Annotated in this window: 13 protein-coding genes and 2 pseudogenes; 3 read left to right on the plus strand and 12 right to left on the minus strand. The window is 58.1% G+C overall.

Annotated elements, in window-relative coordinates:
- The first annotated feature begins 125 nt into the window (after positions 1–125).
- Positions 126–1,238, plus strand: a complete 1,113-nt coding sequence (locus ABTV29_RS21095) for an acyltransferase family protein (RefSeq protein ID WP_433766619.1) — start codon at positions 126–128, stop codon at positions 1,236–1,238.
- 113 nt (positions 1,239–1,351) lie between these two features.
- Here ABTV29_RS21095 and ABTV29_RS21100 read toward each other — a convergent pair.
- The 4 genes and pseudogenes from ABTV29_RS21100 to ABTV29_RS21115 all read right to left on the minus strand — a co-directional run bounded on the left by ABTV29_RS21100 (position 1,352) and on the right by ABTV29_RS21115 (position 4,403).
- Positions 1,352–1,949 (minus strand): annotated as a pseudogene (locus ABTV29_RS21100) (glycoside hydrolase family 19 protein).
- Positions 1,950–2,010: 61 nt separating this feature from the next.
- Positions 2,011–3,177, minus strand: coding sequence for an acyltransferase family protein (locus ABTV29_RS21105; RefSeq protein WP_433766620.1), 1,167 nt, complete (start codon positions 3,175–3,177; stop codon positions 2,011–2,013).
- 75 nt (positions 3,178–3,252) lie between these two features.
- On the minus strand, positions 3,253–3,636 hold the full coding sequence (locus ABTV29_RS21110; RefSeq protein ID WP_433766621.1) for a hypothetical protein: 384 nt from the start codon (positions 3,634–3,636) through the stop codon (positions 3,253–3,255).
- Positions 3,633–4,403, minus strand: a complete 771-nt coding sequence (locus ABTV29_RS21115) for a hypothetical protein (protein ID WP_433766622.1) — start codon at positions 4,401–4,403, stop codon at positions 3,633–3,635. Before ABTV29_RS21115 ends, ABTV29_RS21110 begins: the two co-directional genes overlap by 4 nt.
- 184 nt (positions 4,404–4,587) lie before the next feature.
- Here ABTV29_RS21115 and ABTV29_RS21120 point away from each other — a divergent pair.
- Both ABTV29_RS21120 and ABTV29_RS21125 read left to right on the plus strand, forming a co-directional pair.
- Positions 4,588–5,766, plus strand: a pseudogene (locus ABTV29_RS21120) (tyrosine-type recombinase/integrase).
- A 374-nt stretch (positions 5,767–6,140) separates the two neighbouring features.
- Positions 6,141–6,512 carry a hypothetical protein gene (locus ABTV29_RS21125; protein ID WP_433766623.1) on the plus strand — a complete coding sequence of 124 codons (372 nt, stop codon included), beginning with the start codon at positions 6,141–6,143 and terminating at the stop codon, positions 6,510–6,512.
- On the opposite strand, the gene ABTV29_RS21130 is transcribed toward ABTV29_RS21125, so the two are convergent.
- Genes ABTV29_RS21130 through ABTV29_RS21165 form a run of 8 tightly spaced genes read right to left on the minus strand, consistent with a single transcriptional unit; the run spans position 6,440 to position 14,025 of the window.
- On the minus strand, positions 6,440–7,003 hold the full coding sequence (locus ABTV29_RS21130) for a DUF2514 domain-containing protein (protein WP_433766624.1): 564 nt from the start codon (positions 7,001–7,003) through the stop codon (positions 6,440–6,442). The genes ABTV29_RS21125 and ABTV29_RS21130 overlap by 73 nt on opposite strands.
- The gene (locus ABTV29_RS21135; RefSeq protein WP_433766625.1) at positions 7,000–7,533 is read right to left on the minus strand and encodes a glycoside hydrolase family 19 protein; all 534 of its coding nucleotides are present in this window, start codon (positions 7,531–7,533) and stop codon (positions 7,000–7,002) included. The genes ABTV29_RS21130 and ABTV29_RS21135 overlap by 4 nt, the downstream gene beginning before the upstream one ends.
- 57 nt (positions 7,534–7,590) lie before the next feature.
- Positions 7,591–7,866 carry a tail fiber assembly protein gene (locus ABTV29_RS21140; protein WP_433766626.1) on the minus strand — a complete coding sequence of 92 codons (276 nt, stop codon included), beginning with the start codon at positions 7,864–7,866 and terminating at the stop codon, positions 7,591–7,593.
- On the minus strand, positions 7,863–8,192 hold the full coding sequence (locus ABTV29_RS21145) for a hypothetical protein (protein WP_433766627.1): 330 nt from the start codon (positions 8,190–8,192) through the stop codon (positions 7,863–7,865). The genes ABTV29_RS21140 and ABTV29_RS21145 overlap by 4 nt, the downstream gene beginning before the upstream one ends.
- Positions 8,192–9,403 carry a phage tail protein gene (locus ABTV29_RS21150; protein WP_433766628.1) on the minus strand — a complete coding sequence of 404 codons (1,212 nt, stop codon included), beginning with the start codon at positions 9,401–9,403 and terminating at the stop codon, positions 8,192–8,194. Before ABTV29_RS21150 ends, ABTV29_RS21145 begins: the two co-directional genes overlap by 1 nt.
- Before the next feature lie 21 nt (positions 9,404–9,424).
- The gene (locus tag ABTV29_RS21155) at positions 9,425–10,084 is read right to left on the minus strand and encodes a hypothetical protein (RefSeq protein WP_433766629.1); all 660 of its coding nucleotides are present in this window, start codon (positions 10,082–10,084) and stop codon (positions 9,425–9,427) included.
- A complete protein-coding gene (locus ABTV29_RS21160; protein ID WP_433766630.1) occupies positions 10,081–10,437 on the minus strand; it encodes a hypothetical protein in 357 nt (118 codons plus the stop codon). Before ABTV29_RS21160 ends, ABTV29_RS21155 begins: the two co-directional genes overlap by 4 nt.
- 3 nt (positions 10,438–10,440) lie before the next feature.
- On the minus strand, positions 10,441–14,025 hold the full coding sequence (locus tag ABTV29_RS21165) for a host specificity protein J (RefSeq protein ID WP_433766631.1): 3,585 nt from the start codon (positions 14,023–14,025) through the stop codon (positions 10,441–10,443).
- Positions 14,026–14,064: the final 39 nt, after the last annotated feature.

Consider the following 14,064-nt stretch of genomic DNA (forward strand, 5'->3'; position numbering starts at 1 on the left):
GCGCCGAATTCAAAGAGCAACAAAGCGTTACGGATTCGACAAAAATAGAAGCTCGTTTTGCCGGTGCTGATATAGAATCCGTACGATTAAAAACACTTAGAAATATTCTGCGAGAGACGGAGAGAATGACGGATAAAGGCAAAATCGGTGGCCTGCAAGGCCTGCGCGCCATCGCAGCGGTTCTCGTCGTTCTTCAGCACAGCATCTATTTTGCATGCACCGCCAAGGGCGTTGATTTCCTACCCTTCCTGCCGATCGGATTCGGCCAAATGGGCGTCGGCATCTTCTTCGTGATCTCCGGCTATGTCATGACCCTGTGCCTGAAGCAGGGCGCAATGTTCATGCCGCAGCGCATCGCACGCATCTATCCCGCTTTCTGGGCGTCCATCGCGCTTAGCGGCATTGTGCTGCCGATGCTCGGCCGCGAGTGGCATCTCGACGCCTACTCCCTCACACTACTCCCTGCCTCTGTTTTCAACGAGTTCTACGCCGTCCCGTACTGGACGCTCGTCTATGAGATGGTCTTCTACGCGATCATGTATGTACTCATTCTGGCGCGGTTGTCGCGGCGGGAGATCTCATTCGCGCTCGGCGCGTGGGCCGCGCTGATCATAGTGTCGTGCCAGTTCGGCGTGCACGAATTCCCGAACGATGTCTCCGCGATGCTCGCCGGGAAATGGATTCTCCTCTCGCCAGCCAATCTCGAATTCATCGCCGGCGCGCTCTATGGTCTGGTCTGGAAGGACGCGCTGAAGGGTGCGAACCCGATGATGCTCGCGATCCAGGCACTGATCCTGTTCCTGATTGCGCAGACGGTCGGGCCGATGCCCTACTACGTCCGGTATGCGCTTTGGGGCGTTTCGTTCATGCTCGTGCTTCACCTCGTTCAAGGCGTCAGCTTTGGGCGTGCGCTGGAGCGTGCGGGCGATTATTCCTACGGGCTCTATCTGGCGCACACCATCTTCATCGGCGTGGCGATGTATCTGATGGTGCGCTTTGCGGCAGGCGCGCCGCTGTTCGCCTATTTAATTACTGCGATGGGAACGGCGCTCGTCGGTGGATTCGCTTTCGGGAAGGTCGAGTTCTGGTTTCACTCGACCGTCATCAAGGACGCTTTGCAGCGCCTGCCATCACGGAAGCTGGTAAAAGCTGATCCAGTTGTAGCCAGTGGAAGCGGAAAGGACGACGCTGCTGCCGCTGTTTTGGAAGGCGTTCAGGACAATCGCCCGGCCAGCTGACACACTTACAATCCCGCTTACCAACACAGAGTTCGTCTGCTGCGTCGCGTTGATCATCGGTGCGACGCCGTTCAACGCTGTCGCCGCGCCGTTCGCAAACACCACCGCTTTGATCACACCAGCACCCCTGCTGCATAATCGCGCAACGCCACCCGGTCAGCCTGTCCTGTAAGGCCGCCATTGAGCCGTTTTGTGATCTTCTCGAACTGGCCGGCATCCGCGAGCTCATTCAGCCCATTGGCCGACCAGAACCAGGCGGCCGACATGGCGGCGCTCTCCGGCTGCTCGAGCAGTTCTGGGTGAGGGACCAGGTCCAATCCCATGGCCTCCCCGCACTTCCGGTAGTTGCTCTTGCCTGTTAACTGGATAAGTCCCCTGCCCCGGTACTTCCAGCCATCACCGGGCGCGGTATTGCCCAGGCGCGCATTGTAGACCACGTTGGCGATCCGCTCGGGCTGGCGGGCGTATTGTGCGGCCAAGGCTGCATCGAACCGGCCGGGCCAGGTCGTCTGCAGCGCTGTAGTTCAAGTTCTCGACCACGCGCGTGAGTTGCGCCGACTCATGGCCGACCTGCGCCAGGAAGGCCGCGATGCGCGCAGGGGTGACAATGGCGAACTTGCCCATGGCCGTATTCAGCGCGGGAACAAAAACGCCGGCAACTGGGCCGGCGTTCGGGAGGATCTGCAGCAGCTGCTGCGTGGTGATGGGCATCGCTTTTCTCCAGGCGAAAAAAACCGGCGCAATGGCCGGTTCATTTGAATGCTTTAATTATTTATAACGATGCGACTCTTCGACGGGAGTTATCGAAAGCCGCGTTCCCAATATAAATAAAAGGTCTCTCGACATACATATAAGAAAGCCACGACAACGGCAAAACTAAAATCACAGTGGCCGAAGCTACTACAATCATCACTGGCAACGGGTAGGCAATTAAAAACTGATCTGGGACCAAAACAAACACAGCATTTGCAGTCCAATATAAGACCATGAAGTGCAACAGATAGAAACTATACGAAATCCTGCCAACAAATCGGGAGACAGGGTTATCAAGTATCGCAATTTTTTCAGGAATGGCGCTAGAGCCTAACAGCATAACGAGCCACGCAGCACCGACAACAAACAATATATCCTGTGGAAGTACATGTACCAATGGAAAAAAGGCGCTTCCCGCCAATATGAAAAAGATCGCGACAATGCCGGTCAGCTTCGCCACCTTGGGTTTGAGTAAGGAGACCACAGCGTCACCATGTTTTGCAGCCGCTACACCCGCCGCAAACATAAAAAAATAATAACTCCAAGTTAATCCAAAATACGACCCGTACGCCGAGATCGCAATAGCCACCGCAAGCATGGCAATCGTACTCGCTAAACCTTTTCGCCATCCAAACATCAACAAAAATGGCAACAAAAGCGAACCTAAAACCTCGACCGTTAGAGTCCAAGAGTTTGGATTCAAACTAGGAGTTTGCATAAATACATTACTTGCGATAACCGATAGTGAGAGTGGCTCCCGATACCAGCCGTTAAACCAAATTGTCCCCCCCTCTTTCGGAACGTAACCGGTTGAGAACGCAAGTAGACACAGCACTGCCAGCGCCAAAGACGCCCAGAACGCCGGAACGATCCGCAACATCCTTTTTACTGAATACTCAAAGATCGCTGGAAGACTGTTTGGCCTTCGAGAGATTGACTTTGCAAGAACATAGCCACTTAGCACAAAAAAAATGTCCACAGCAGCAGCACCACTGAAAATGGTGATCAATGCTCTCGTTAATGTCGCCTGGATGCCATTTACATCAAAAACCGACTTCGCCCAAATGGCTGGTTCGGATATGAAACGCAACCATATCAGCGAATGGCCGACTGCGACGCAGATCGCCGCCAGCCCGCGCAGTGACTCCAGTCGAGTGGAGAAGTTTTTTACGTTGCTACCGCTCACGAGGATTCCATCCACTTTGAATGGGGGGGATGGTATCAGACGACTTACGGAGCCAACAGAGGCGCCAACGGCCAGCTAACGGAAAGCGGCCCCCTCCTGGCTAGTGATATCGCGGAGTTTTTGTCTATACAGCAGCCAATGGTTGTACTCATCAACGGTCAGGGTAGTTTCACCCCCCTTATCCATCTGGTCGCGGTGTCTGGTGACCAAAAAGTCTGTAGCGTTGAGTTCTACATTTCCTCGCGCGCGACCGTCTACGTCCTCCCGCGCTTCCATCTCCTCTTTGCTCGGCTTCGGCGGTGGGAAATAGGAATCGACAACAACTTCACCCGCGCCGATTAGGGCTTGAATCTCTAACCATTCATCCGGGGTATCCGCCTCGGAGATCTGGAATGGCAAGCCACGGAAGACACACACAATTGCACCATACGCATCGTATTGGCAGTCAGAAAATTTCATTGAAGCCTCCAGGCAAATCCATACCAGTACTGGGTAGCGACCGCTGCTGCATTTATTGTCCCGCCTGCTGCTACTCCTGTGAGTGGGGAAACGGATGACTGCGAAGACCCGGACGAAGCAAACGGCAGAGCGAAGTACGCCCAAGTTCCACCCGCCGGCAGTGCAAGCGCCGTGTTAACTACTGCAACAATTGCCTGCCAGGCGCCTCGACCAGCAACAGCGATCGGCTTAAGTGCAAGGCCTGAGTAGACGGAAGAATAGGGAAACTGAGCAGATCCCCACATCGCCACCCATGCTCCGGCTGGCGAAGACTTGCCAATCACCAGCGTGTCGCCGTTGTTTATGGCAATAGAGTTGGCTGTGTTTCCGTTGACAAAAATCTGGTCGCTCCCTGCCCTTAGCACGTTAAATGCTGCAGCTGCGCCCGACCAGATGTAAAAGGTTGCCCCATCAGGGACGCCACTCAGCGCAGGAAGCGCGATGTCGCCAGTGTACGCAGATGCTAGGTCGATAAATGATCCTGCTTGCGATGCTGTCAGAGTTCTCGGACCTGAGACATATTGTGTTGTCTGAGAAAATTGAAATCCTGCATTTTTCACAAACTCAGTCGTAGCGAACGCTTTGGAGCTGTCGGACTGCGGCTGAGTAAGGCCAACTACCGGCACAGAAAACGTCGGCGCAAGCCCATGAATCGTCGAGTTTATGAGCGGGGCATTCGTGGCAAGGGAAATGTTGGCAGCCGTAATTGTCGTTTGGCCAAACGCCACTGTTACTGCATACAGGCCAATGTAGCCTGCGTCTGGCGCCGGAGTAACTTGGCTGCCAGTGGCGGCTGATGCGCCGGCTTTGGGCTAATGCCTACATCGAGAGCAAGTCGATTGAAAAGGCAGCCAATCAGGACAACAATCGCCCTCGCAGCGAGCGCCAGGGTGATGCCAAAGGAGGCAAACCATGGCAAGAAAGGCGATCTCCGGTCTCTACCAGAAAGGTGGCGTCTGGCAAATCGACAAAGCTTTCCGAGGCGAGCGCCTTCGAGAAAGCACTGGAACTAGTGACCGGCAGGAAGCCGAGTAGTACCTGATTCATCGGCTGGAGCAACTTCGACAGCAGAAGGTATACGGCGTACGCCGCACCAGAACCTGGGAGGAAGCGGCGACAAGGTTTCTGATCGAGAGCAAGGATCAGCCTTCAATCAAGTTGACGGCGCATCACCTGAAGCAGCTTCACCCTTACCTCAAGGACCTGCCATTGACGCATATCGATGATCAGGCCCTTGAGCCGTTCGTGAAGGTTCGTTTGAAGGGAATGGTGTTGCCGTGCGGGAAGCAGCTGAAGCCGGTAGCACCGCGCACAATCAACATCTCGATTGAGCGGGTGATTCGGGTTCTGTCGCTGTGTGCAAGGAAGTGGCGGGATGAAGAGCGGCGGCCCCGGCTTGATTCGGTGCCAATGCTGGCGAAGCTGGACCTGAAGAAATAGGTGCGGGAGCCCTACCCCATGACATGGGAAGAGCAATCGATCCTTTTCGGAGAGTTGCCGGCGCACCTGCAGACGATGGCCCTGTTCAAGGTGAACACGGGTTGCCGCGAGCAGGAAGTCTGCAAGTTGAGGCGGGACTGGGAGATTTCGGTGCCGGAACTTGGCACAAGCGTGTTCCTGATCCCGTCAGACTTCGGCGGCCGGAACGAACGGTCAGGTGTGAAGAACGGCGATGAGCGATTGGTCGTCCTCGACACCGTGGCGAAATCGATCATCGATAAGCAGCGGGGCCTGAGCAAAGACTGGGTTTTCCCTTACAACGACGACGCGATGCATCGAATGAACGACTCGGCCTGGAAGAAAGCGCGGGTGAGAGCGGCGAAACTCTGGCAGGAGGAAAACCTTCGCCCCGCTCACGCTGGGTATGCATCCATCAGGATCCATGACCTCAAACACACATTTGGTCGTCGGCTTCGCGCAGCAGGCGTTACCGAGGAAGACCGCAAGGCACTTCTGGGCCACAAGAACGGCAGCATCACCAGTCACTACTCGGGCGCCGAGCTCGGGCATCTGATTGAAGCTGCGAATATGGTATCAGCAACGGACTCGCGGGGGCCGGTGCTGACAATTTTGAAGAGGAAGCAAGCGTGAAAAATCGAGAAGTCACGCAAAAGTCACGCACATGAAAAAGGCCAATGCTGTGAACATTGGCCTAAGTCATTGAAAAATATGGTCGGGACGGAGTGATTCGAACACTCGACCCCTAGCACCCCATGTTGGGTACTGTAGCCAGCTAAGCTATTGTTTTAAAACGGATATAGCCCATTTTTAGCACGGCAAAAAATCCGTTTTTTTGTGCTTTTGCAAACGGAAACACGCGGCCTCCAGAGGAGGTTTTGCGCACCCTTCTCCGGCGTCCTGCCGAACGAACGACATTCCCAAATCCTACTTCTCGTCGAGACCCCCTCGCCGAATCCTCATGCCTCGATTACTGTATATACAAACAGTGCATTTAAGGCCCGCCAATGGACCCGCTTGAAATCGAAAACACCGACGACTGGCTCGGTTGCCCTACCCCGCTCGAAACCTGCCGGCACCAATTGCGGATATACGAGAACGAATTCGAAGAGCTGAACCTGCAACTGCGTGAGGCTCGGGAGAAAATCTTCACGCTGGTACAGATGAACGATGAGTTGTCCGCGGCCAAAGGCAAAATGGAAGTCGAACTCAAGAGCGCCTTGACCAACATCGGACAACTCAATAGCGAGTGTTCCGATCTGAAAGGTCAGGTCCGCAGCCTATTAATGGTTTCTGACCAGCGAGATTACCTGTTTCGTGAAAACCAGAAGCTGCTCATGGAGAAGCGCGAGAGAGAGTTGATGTGCAGGCCGTCATAGGCCTGCTCACAGGTCATGCCCCTGGCTCGGGCCTGGTCAGCAACTTCAGCCAACTCGCCCGCTCGCTGGTCAGCGCGCTTGAGCACGTCGGCAAGCACCATTGCGGCGCGGGCAGCTGCCTTGCTTGCGGCGGCAGTGCAGGAATTTCTACTGGCTTCACTGGCTGCGAGCTGAGCGGCAAGGCTGTCGGCTGCACCGCGCAGGCTGTCAGCAGAAGCGCGAGCGGTAACAGCATCAGCCGTCGCTTGATTGATAATGCGTTGGCCATCTTGAACCGCCTTGTTGATTGATTGCTGGTAGGCCTGCTCCCGAACCCGGGCGGCGGCTTCGTTTTCTGCCTTGGCCTCTGCGTCGCGGGAATCTCGATCGTTCCAGGCCGACTGCCACTCGGCATCTTTCACCGACAGGCCGTGGTGGTAGGCGCCGTAGAGCGCAGCGGCGACCAGGGCAATCGCTGCTATGTAAGGAAGGATTCGCAGTAACAATTTCATGCCAGCACCGCCGTAGCCTTCTCCCAGAGTTTCAGTCGGTCAGCCTGGCCATTGAGCCCGCCATTGATACGGCGGGTGATCCTTTCGAAATCACCGGCATCCGCCAGGGTGTTCAATCCTTTGGTCGCCCAGAACCATGCGGCAGACAGGCAGGCGTACTGCGGTTGTTCCAACAGTTCGGGTTGACTGACCAGGTCCAGGCCCAGCGCCTCGCCGCAGGTCGCATAGTTCGCTCGACCAGTGATCTGGATCAGGCCGCGCCCGCGGTACTTGGAGCCGTCGCCCTTCACCGTGTTGCCAAGGTCTGCCCGCCCCTCGTATTTGGCTTGGGCAGGTGTCGGCCCCCAGATCTCACGCACGTACTGCAACTGGCCCGACTCATGCCCGATCTGGGCAATGAACGCGGCAATCCGTTTGCTACCCACGATCTGGTACCGCTGCATTGAGGTGTTGAGGACAGGAACAAAAACGCCGGCTTTGGCGCCGGCGTTCGGGAGGATTTGCAGCAGTTGCTGCTGAGTGATGGACATACTTTCTCCAGGCAAAAAAATACCCGCTCGATGGCGGGTGACAGTGCTCGTCGAGACTCAGGCCGGGACTACTGGCCAATCAATCGTTCCTGGATACCCGGACTGCTCGGGCACTCGATTCAGCGCTACTCGATATTTTTTCCAGGCCTTCAACAGCAGCAACTCAGCATCTGTGGCCTCATCGATATCCACGGCATCTTGAAGCGGTGCAATGGCTTTATCGGCGACGGCTCGACGTTTCGCGCTCTCCGCTACGGCGACAGCCAGCACTTGGTCATTCGCAGCCTGCTCTTTCATTGCTCTGGTGATCAGCTGATTCCAGTCGATGTTCATTGAGTCGCCTCCCCGGTTGCGGCCGGGCCTGGCAAAGGTTGCGGCAGATGAACGTCGCCGTCAGGAACGTTGAGCAGAGGAACAGGGTATGCCTGCTCTTGGCTGAAGTTCGCCGGCAGCGGAAGAAGCAGTGTCAGTTCAAGCTCGCCGGCGATGTTGCTCACCTCGCCCGAAAACCACGATGAACTAATTGCAGACGCCGGCAGCGTGTCACCGGCAGTCATCGGCGAGAAGTCGAACGCCTCGCCGTTGACGGTCAAAACCGCGCCCGCACGAGACAGTTCAAGCGTATCGTCGCGGCGCTGAGGACTCAGAAAAATTTTCATTAGAACCATCTCCCCACCGCGAGCCCGTAGATTGTCTGGTTTCCCGCAACGCTCTGAGGGTGATAAAAGGCGAACCCGGCACCCGTGAGTGATGCGCTGAGCGTAGTCACGATCAGTTGCACGCTGTTTGCGGTTGTACCAGTCAGCGCCGGAACCGTACCAACGAAAGCCGCCGGGTATGTCCACGTCAAAACGCTTGGTGAAATGTACAGCGCACCAAGCAAGACGGTCGGACCAGGGCACGTTAGTTGAGGTGAGACGCATATCATCGTCCCATCGGCGAACTTGATGGCGCGGCCGTTGGCATTGACGACGTTCTCGATGATTGCTCCCGTCGGCACCCCACCGGACTGGGATACGGTGCCGACGATAGCTGCAACTGCTGCAGATCCAAGACCAAGACCTGATCGCGCAGTAGCTTGAGTAGTGCCGCCGGTGCCGCCCTGCGATACCGATAGCGCGGTGGTCAAACCGCTCAAGCTGGTGATGTCGGAATTTGCGCCAGCCAGAGCCTGCCGAATCCAGCCCGACCAAACTGTCCCGTTATAGTTTTGGGTTAGATACTGACCTTGGTTGACGGAGGTCATGCCGAAGGCCTCCAAAAGAATCAGAGCTCCATGCCTGCAAACTCGGATATACCAAGCCTGACCCGCCACCGGCAGGTCTGTACCACCGTTCCCGAATGCATAAACACCCGGAACGGTCAGGTCTCGAACCAGCGCAGTGTTGGGCAGTGATATGGCAGTACCGCCGTTCCAGCCAAATGCTCCAACCGGCAAAACTCGACCAGCTGTCGCGTCGCTGGGGCCGCTCTGTAGCACAAGCCCAAGACTTGCGCGTGCCGCTGCTGCGGTATCCCCTCCGGTCCCCCCCTTGGTAACCGGCAGCACGTCATAGTTACCAGTCGTGCCCAGGGCGGCCAACTTTACGCCATAGGTGTTCACCAGTGCCCGCAGAGCGTCGGCCGAATCTTTGACATAGCCCTGCATGGGCGCAAGGGCATAAGCCCCCGCCGCAGCAGTGGCCCCTTTGTATATCGGTGAGATCGACATCGCCGTGTCGCTGGCGATGTTGGTGATTTCATACCACCCACCGTCCGGGCCGCGAAAGGCATCGCCTACACGGCCATTGGAGAGAAAGGCAGTGCCCGTGCCTATCACGGCGTTCGAATTCAGGGTGACAGAGACCGTTCCTGATTTGTACCAGGGCATTGAATATCTCCAGAAAAAGAGTCAGGCCAGTAACTTGGCGCAGAGGAATGGCCGGTGGCCTTGATCGGTCCAGGCGTTTGTGGCGAGGCTGTACATCAGGATTCGGCCATTGGCGTAATCCACCGCCAGCGCGCAGCCACCGCCAGAGGAGGCGTTGTGGCAGTTCATGGCGAAGGGATTCAGCGAGATGTACTCCCCTGCCCCGAGCGCCTTGCCGATGGTCCAGATGTAGCGCCGGCCCACGGTCAGCACCTCGTCGCCGAGATAGGTCCAGTTACCCGCGGCGTAAGTCACCACGACTGCCGGCGCGCCGCTGTCGTAGACCAGCGCGCCGTCCGGCCCCCACAGGCGCATGCCATATGCCGCGGTCCCCATCGAAGCCCAGGCCGCAACGAAATACTGACCACTGAGCGTCGCAGTTACAGCCGAGGCTTTCATCGAGAAACCCGTCCAGTTGCCTGGGCCGCCAGTGAACCAAATGGATATCGGAACTTGCACCACGCCCGCATCTGGTCGAATAAACACAATCGGCGGATCGACGCTGGTAATGGGCCGGGCAAAAACTCCAGAGGCGTCACCGCTACCGGCGTACGCGCCTTTCGTCAGCATGCACAACCGTGGTGCCTCGGAGTCGATCTGCACAAATGAACTGTCGTTGATGCTTTGAAAGCCATAACTCATGTTGAAAACCTTATCGCGTAGCCCTTGGCGACAATCCTTGTCTGGCCAATGGCTGCGCTGGCTGAGGGGTTTTTCGGCAGCACCGTCACCACTCCCAGGCCGGTGGAGACATAGGGGTAGGACTTCGAATTTCCCAGCCCGTCGTTCTCCGCCGATTGCACGTCCTGTGCCCTCGTGGGAATGATCATGAACACGCAGTTTGCCGGGTTGAAGCCCGGGATGCTGATTGTGTAGCTGGGCACGGCGCCGCTGAAATCGATCACACCCTGCCACAGCACCTGGTAGGTGAATGAGTTCGTGTCCATGGCGAGCTGACCGCTCTCGTTAAAGACACGCAGACCAAATAGAGCCATGAATTACCCCAGATAGCCGAGACGGACGCGCAGCACGTTGTTGGCGTCGTAGACCGAGACGTTCAGCGAGTTGATCACCAGCCGCCCCTGACCCGGGACGATGCCGTTGATCTCGAGCGTTCCGTCTTTGTTGAGAATCCAGCCTTGCTGACCGGCTATGTAGTTGGTCGAGCTGATGTAGCTGCCGATCTTGGCGTTGGTGATGGTGCCGTCTTGAACGAAGGCGGAGTTCATGAACACCTGGCCGCCCTGCACCGCAAACGGTACCGAGATGGCCCCGCCAGCGATGGTGTTTACGATGGCGAACCGATCCGCGCTGACCAAAAACTGGCTTTGCAGTCCGGCCCCAGTGTTCTCGATGCCGAGACCGATACCCGCGGCGACGTACTGCCCCCCTGCCGTGACCTGCATCTTCACCGACCACATAGTCGACAGCTTGCCGCTCGCGTCCGCGAATGCCGTGGCCGTCTGTTGAATCGCCGCAGTGTTCTGCTGCGTTGCATCCGCGTTTTGCGCAACAGAGACGCTCAACTGATCGATTTTTGTGGCCGTTGCGGACTGGTTTGTTACCACGACCTGCTCAAGCGTCGCGATGTTCGCCTCGTTCTCACCCAGCTTGGCGTCAAGCGTGGTCTGCCGCTGGGCGAACGCCTCATTTTCCGAGGCCCTGACCTTCTCTTCGGTGGCAATCGCCGCCGTACTGGTCCAGCCCTTCAGCGCATCAGCCAGATCACCCTCCCCGTTGTCGTCGCGGTAGGACGCTTGCAGTGCCTGGAAAGCCGTGGCCTGCGCCGTGACCACACCGTCGAGCTCAGCGATTTCGGCGGTATTGAAGGCGACCTGTGATGCCAGGCCATTCGCCGTCTCGATTGACTTGCCGATGTCCAGCCAGTAAGCCGGGTTCGGCGGTGGCGTGTGGATCGGTACCGCCCCAGTCGCTTGATACAGCCGCTGGCCCAGCCGGACCATGTCCTCATCAACATAGGTCTTTTCGGGGTCGTAAAGCAGGATGTCGTCCAGAGCGTCGATCTGGTCCTGCAGGCCGGGAATCTTGTCGATCTCATCGAGGATGTCCTGGCCCAGCTCCGTGCGGCCGATCTGTCCGGCAATCAACTCCAACACCGGCGCAGCCTCGGAGCTCGACTGCCCTTGCACCCCAAGGCCTACCGGGAAGAACGGGCCGATGTTGCCGATCCGGTCCACCAGACGCGCCCAAAAGTAGAAGGTAACGCCAGCGGCAAGGCCGAGCATGGAAAAGTCGCTTTGCGGATACGACAGGTCGGTGAGCTTGGTTGCCGCCCCAAGGCTGGTAGTTGGCCCATACCAGAGCTCCGTCCGCTGGGTGTCCTCGGCGCCAGCCGGGAAGCCCCACTTCAGGTAGATGCCGAACAGCAGCGGTGTTGCTGTCAGGTAACTGACTGCCGGCGGCAACCCAACCTTCCCTTTGAGATTGGTCAGGATCGAGTTGCGCCAGATCGACGAGATGTCGAAGGCACTCACCGCGCGTACCCTGGCCACGTAGGCGCCGGCGTAAATCCCGACCACATCCACGCTGGTCATGCCGGTGCGCTGCAGCTTGATCCAGTTGCCGCTGTCCTTGCGCCATTCCACGTCATAGCCAACTGCGCCGGGCACGGCCGGCCAAGTAATGGTCATGGTCGCCACGGCGAGGCCCTGAGACACCGCCGAGGTAGACGTCAGCGTCACGCTTGCCGGTGGAGGGACAACGGTGATTGGAATGACGCTGATTGGCCGCTCTTCCAGGCGAGCACCGGTATCAATGTGCGCGAACTTGCTCGGGTCGTACTGCAGCGCGCTGATCTCGAAATCGCCCTCGGTCGTGCGCCTGGTGCGCAGCACCCGGTATAGAGGGATCGCCAGATCATCGGCATCCAATGCCCATTGCAGCTGCGCGATCGGCGGCTCGCTGTAGGCGACGGTGACGGTCAGCGCTCTGCCGTTCACGCTCTGGACCGTGCGCCCTTCGGCGCGGCCGCCCGGCAGGTTGATGATCAAGCGGTCACCGGCCTTGGCTTGGGTGTCGCGGTCCAGGGTAACAACGCGACCGGCAGCGGCAGAGATTCGACCGCCGAGCTCGCGGCCGGCCAACAACGAGTCTGCCACCGGGATGATGTGGCCAGGCAGCGGGATCACGCCTTCCATGCCGGTCTTGAACGAAACGGTGCGGTCCTGGTTGTTGCTGAGGATCGCCCACTTGCCGCGGCGCTGGGCCTCGGATGCACGGGTGCAACCGATGGCACTCAGTTCCGTCGGTCGGTCACCGTAGCGGCGTTGTAGATCCAGGTCGGCGAACGGAATGACGTCGGTGTCGTAATTGTTCGCCGGGTTGTCGTAGCTGACCAGAGCCCGGGTGTACCTTGTTTTCGCCGACGCGCTGCCGTAGGAGAACTTGCCGTCGATAACGTTGGACCGGGTGAAGACGTAGTCGAAGTCCTGCGCCCGCGGCATGTCAGCCTGCATGACCAGTTGGCCCTGCGCCCAATAGGTCATGCCCCGGTAAATACCGGCGATGTCGCGCAGCAGTGACCAGGCATCGGCCTTGCCCTGCAGGTTCATGTCGCAGAGAAAGCGCGGTTCTTGGCCGCCGAGCCCGTTCGGTACCAGCTGGTCGCAGTATTGCGCGATCCGATACAGCTCCCACTTGTCTACCATGAACGGCTTGATGCGCTTGCCCAGACCGAAGCGGTCCTCGGTGCACACCCCGTAAGTGATCCACGCTGGGTTGTTCGTCCAGGCCGACTTCATGCTGCCGTCCCAAGTGCCGGTGTAGGTACGCAGGATCGGGTCGTAGTTGCTCGGTACCATCCAGCGGCGTGCTTTGCACTTCACCGTGACGGCTGGGATGTTGCTGAACTGCTCGGCATCGAATTCGATGTAGAGCAGTGCGGTGTTTGGGTAGCGCAGCTTGGCATCGATGACTTCGGTGTAGCCGGCAACCAGCATGGTGTCGGCGATGCGGTTGCTGTTCTGGTTGGGCGTGAGGCGGCGCACGCGGATCTGCCAGCCGGTGGTCGCGTTTGGCAGATCGATCCGGCGCGAGCGCTCATAGCGCGTAGTCGTCTTGCCGTCGACCGCGTCCACAAGCACCTGCTGGTAAGCACCGCCGTCGGTGGCCACGTCCACGGCATAATCGATTCGGTAGCCGGCAACGTTGCCTTCATCGTCCTGCTGCTGAAGCGCTGGCCACGCGAACCGAAGACGAACCGCCGACAACTGGGTGTTGGTGATCGAACGAACCCACGGCGCATCACTGCGCAGCTCGATGTTCAGGGACGTCTCGTTTTCCACCGACGGAATGCCCGGGATGTAGGTCTGATCCACGGAGCCCGGGCGCCAGTCCCACTTCACGTTCGGGAAGTTGTAGTTACCGCTGGCATCGCGGATCGGCGTGTTGTCCAGGAAGATGTCGTAATCGGTCGGAATGCCGTCGAACTCACCTTCGCCCACGGCGATCAGCAACTTCGCCAGGTTGGTCGAGCGCAAGCTGTCGCTGGCTTCGGTCGGCGACTTCGGTTTGCTGCTGCCGCCCTTCTCGCCGTGGATGTCGATCTTCCGTGCTGCGCCCATGCTTTCCTCCAGGCATAAAAAAACCGCCTCTCGGGCGGC

It is taken from the genome of Pseudomonas putida, assembly GCF_050989985.1.
In the GTDB taxonomy this organism is placed as follows: domain Bacteria; phylum Pseudomonadota; class Gammaproteobacteria; order Pseudomonadales; family Pseudomonadaceae; genus Aquipseudomonas; species Aquipseudomonas putida_AI.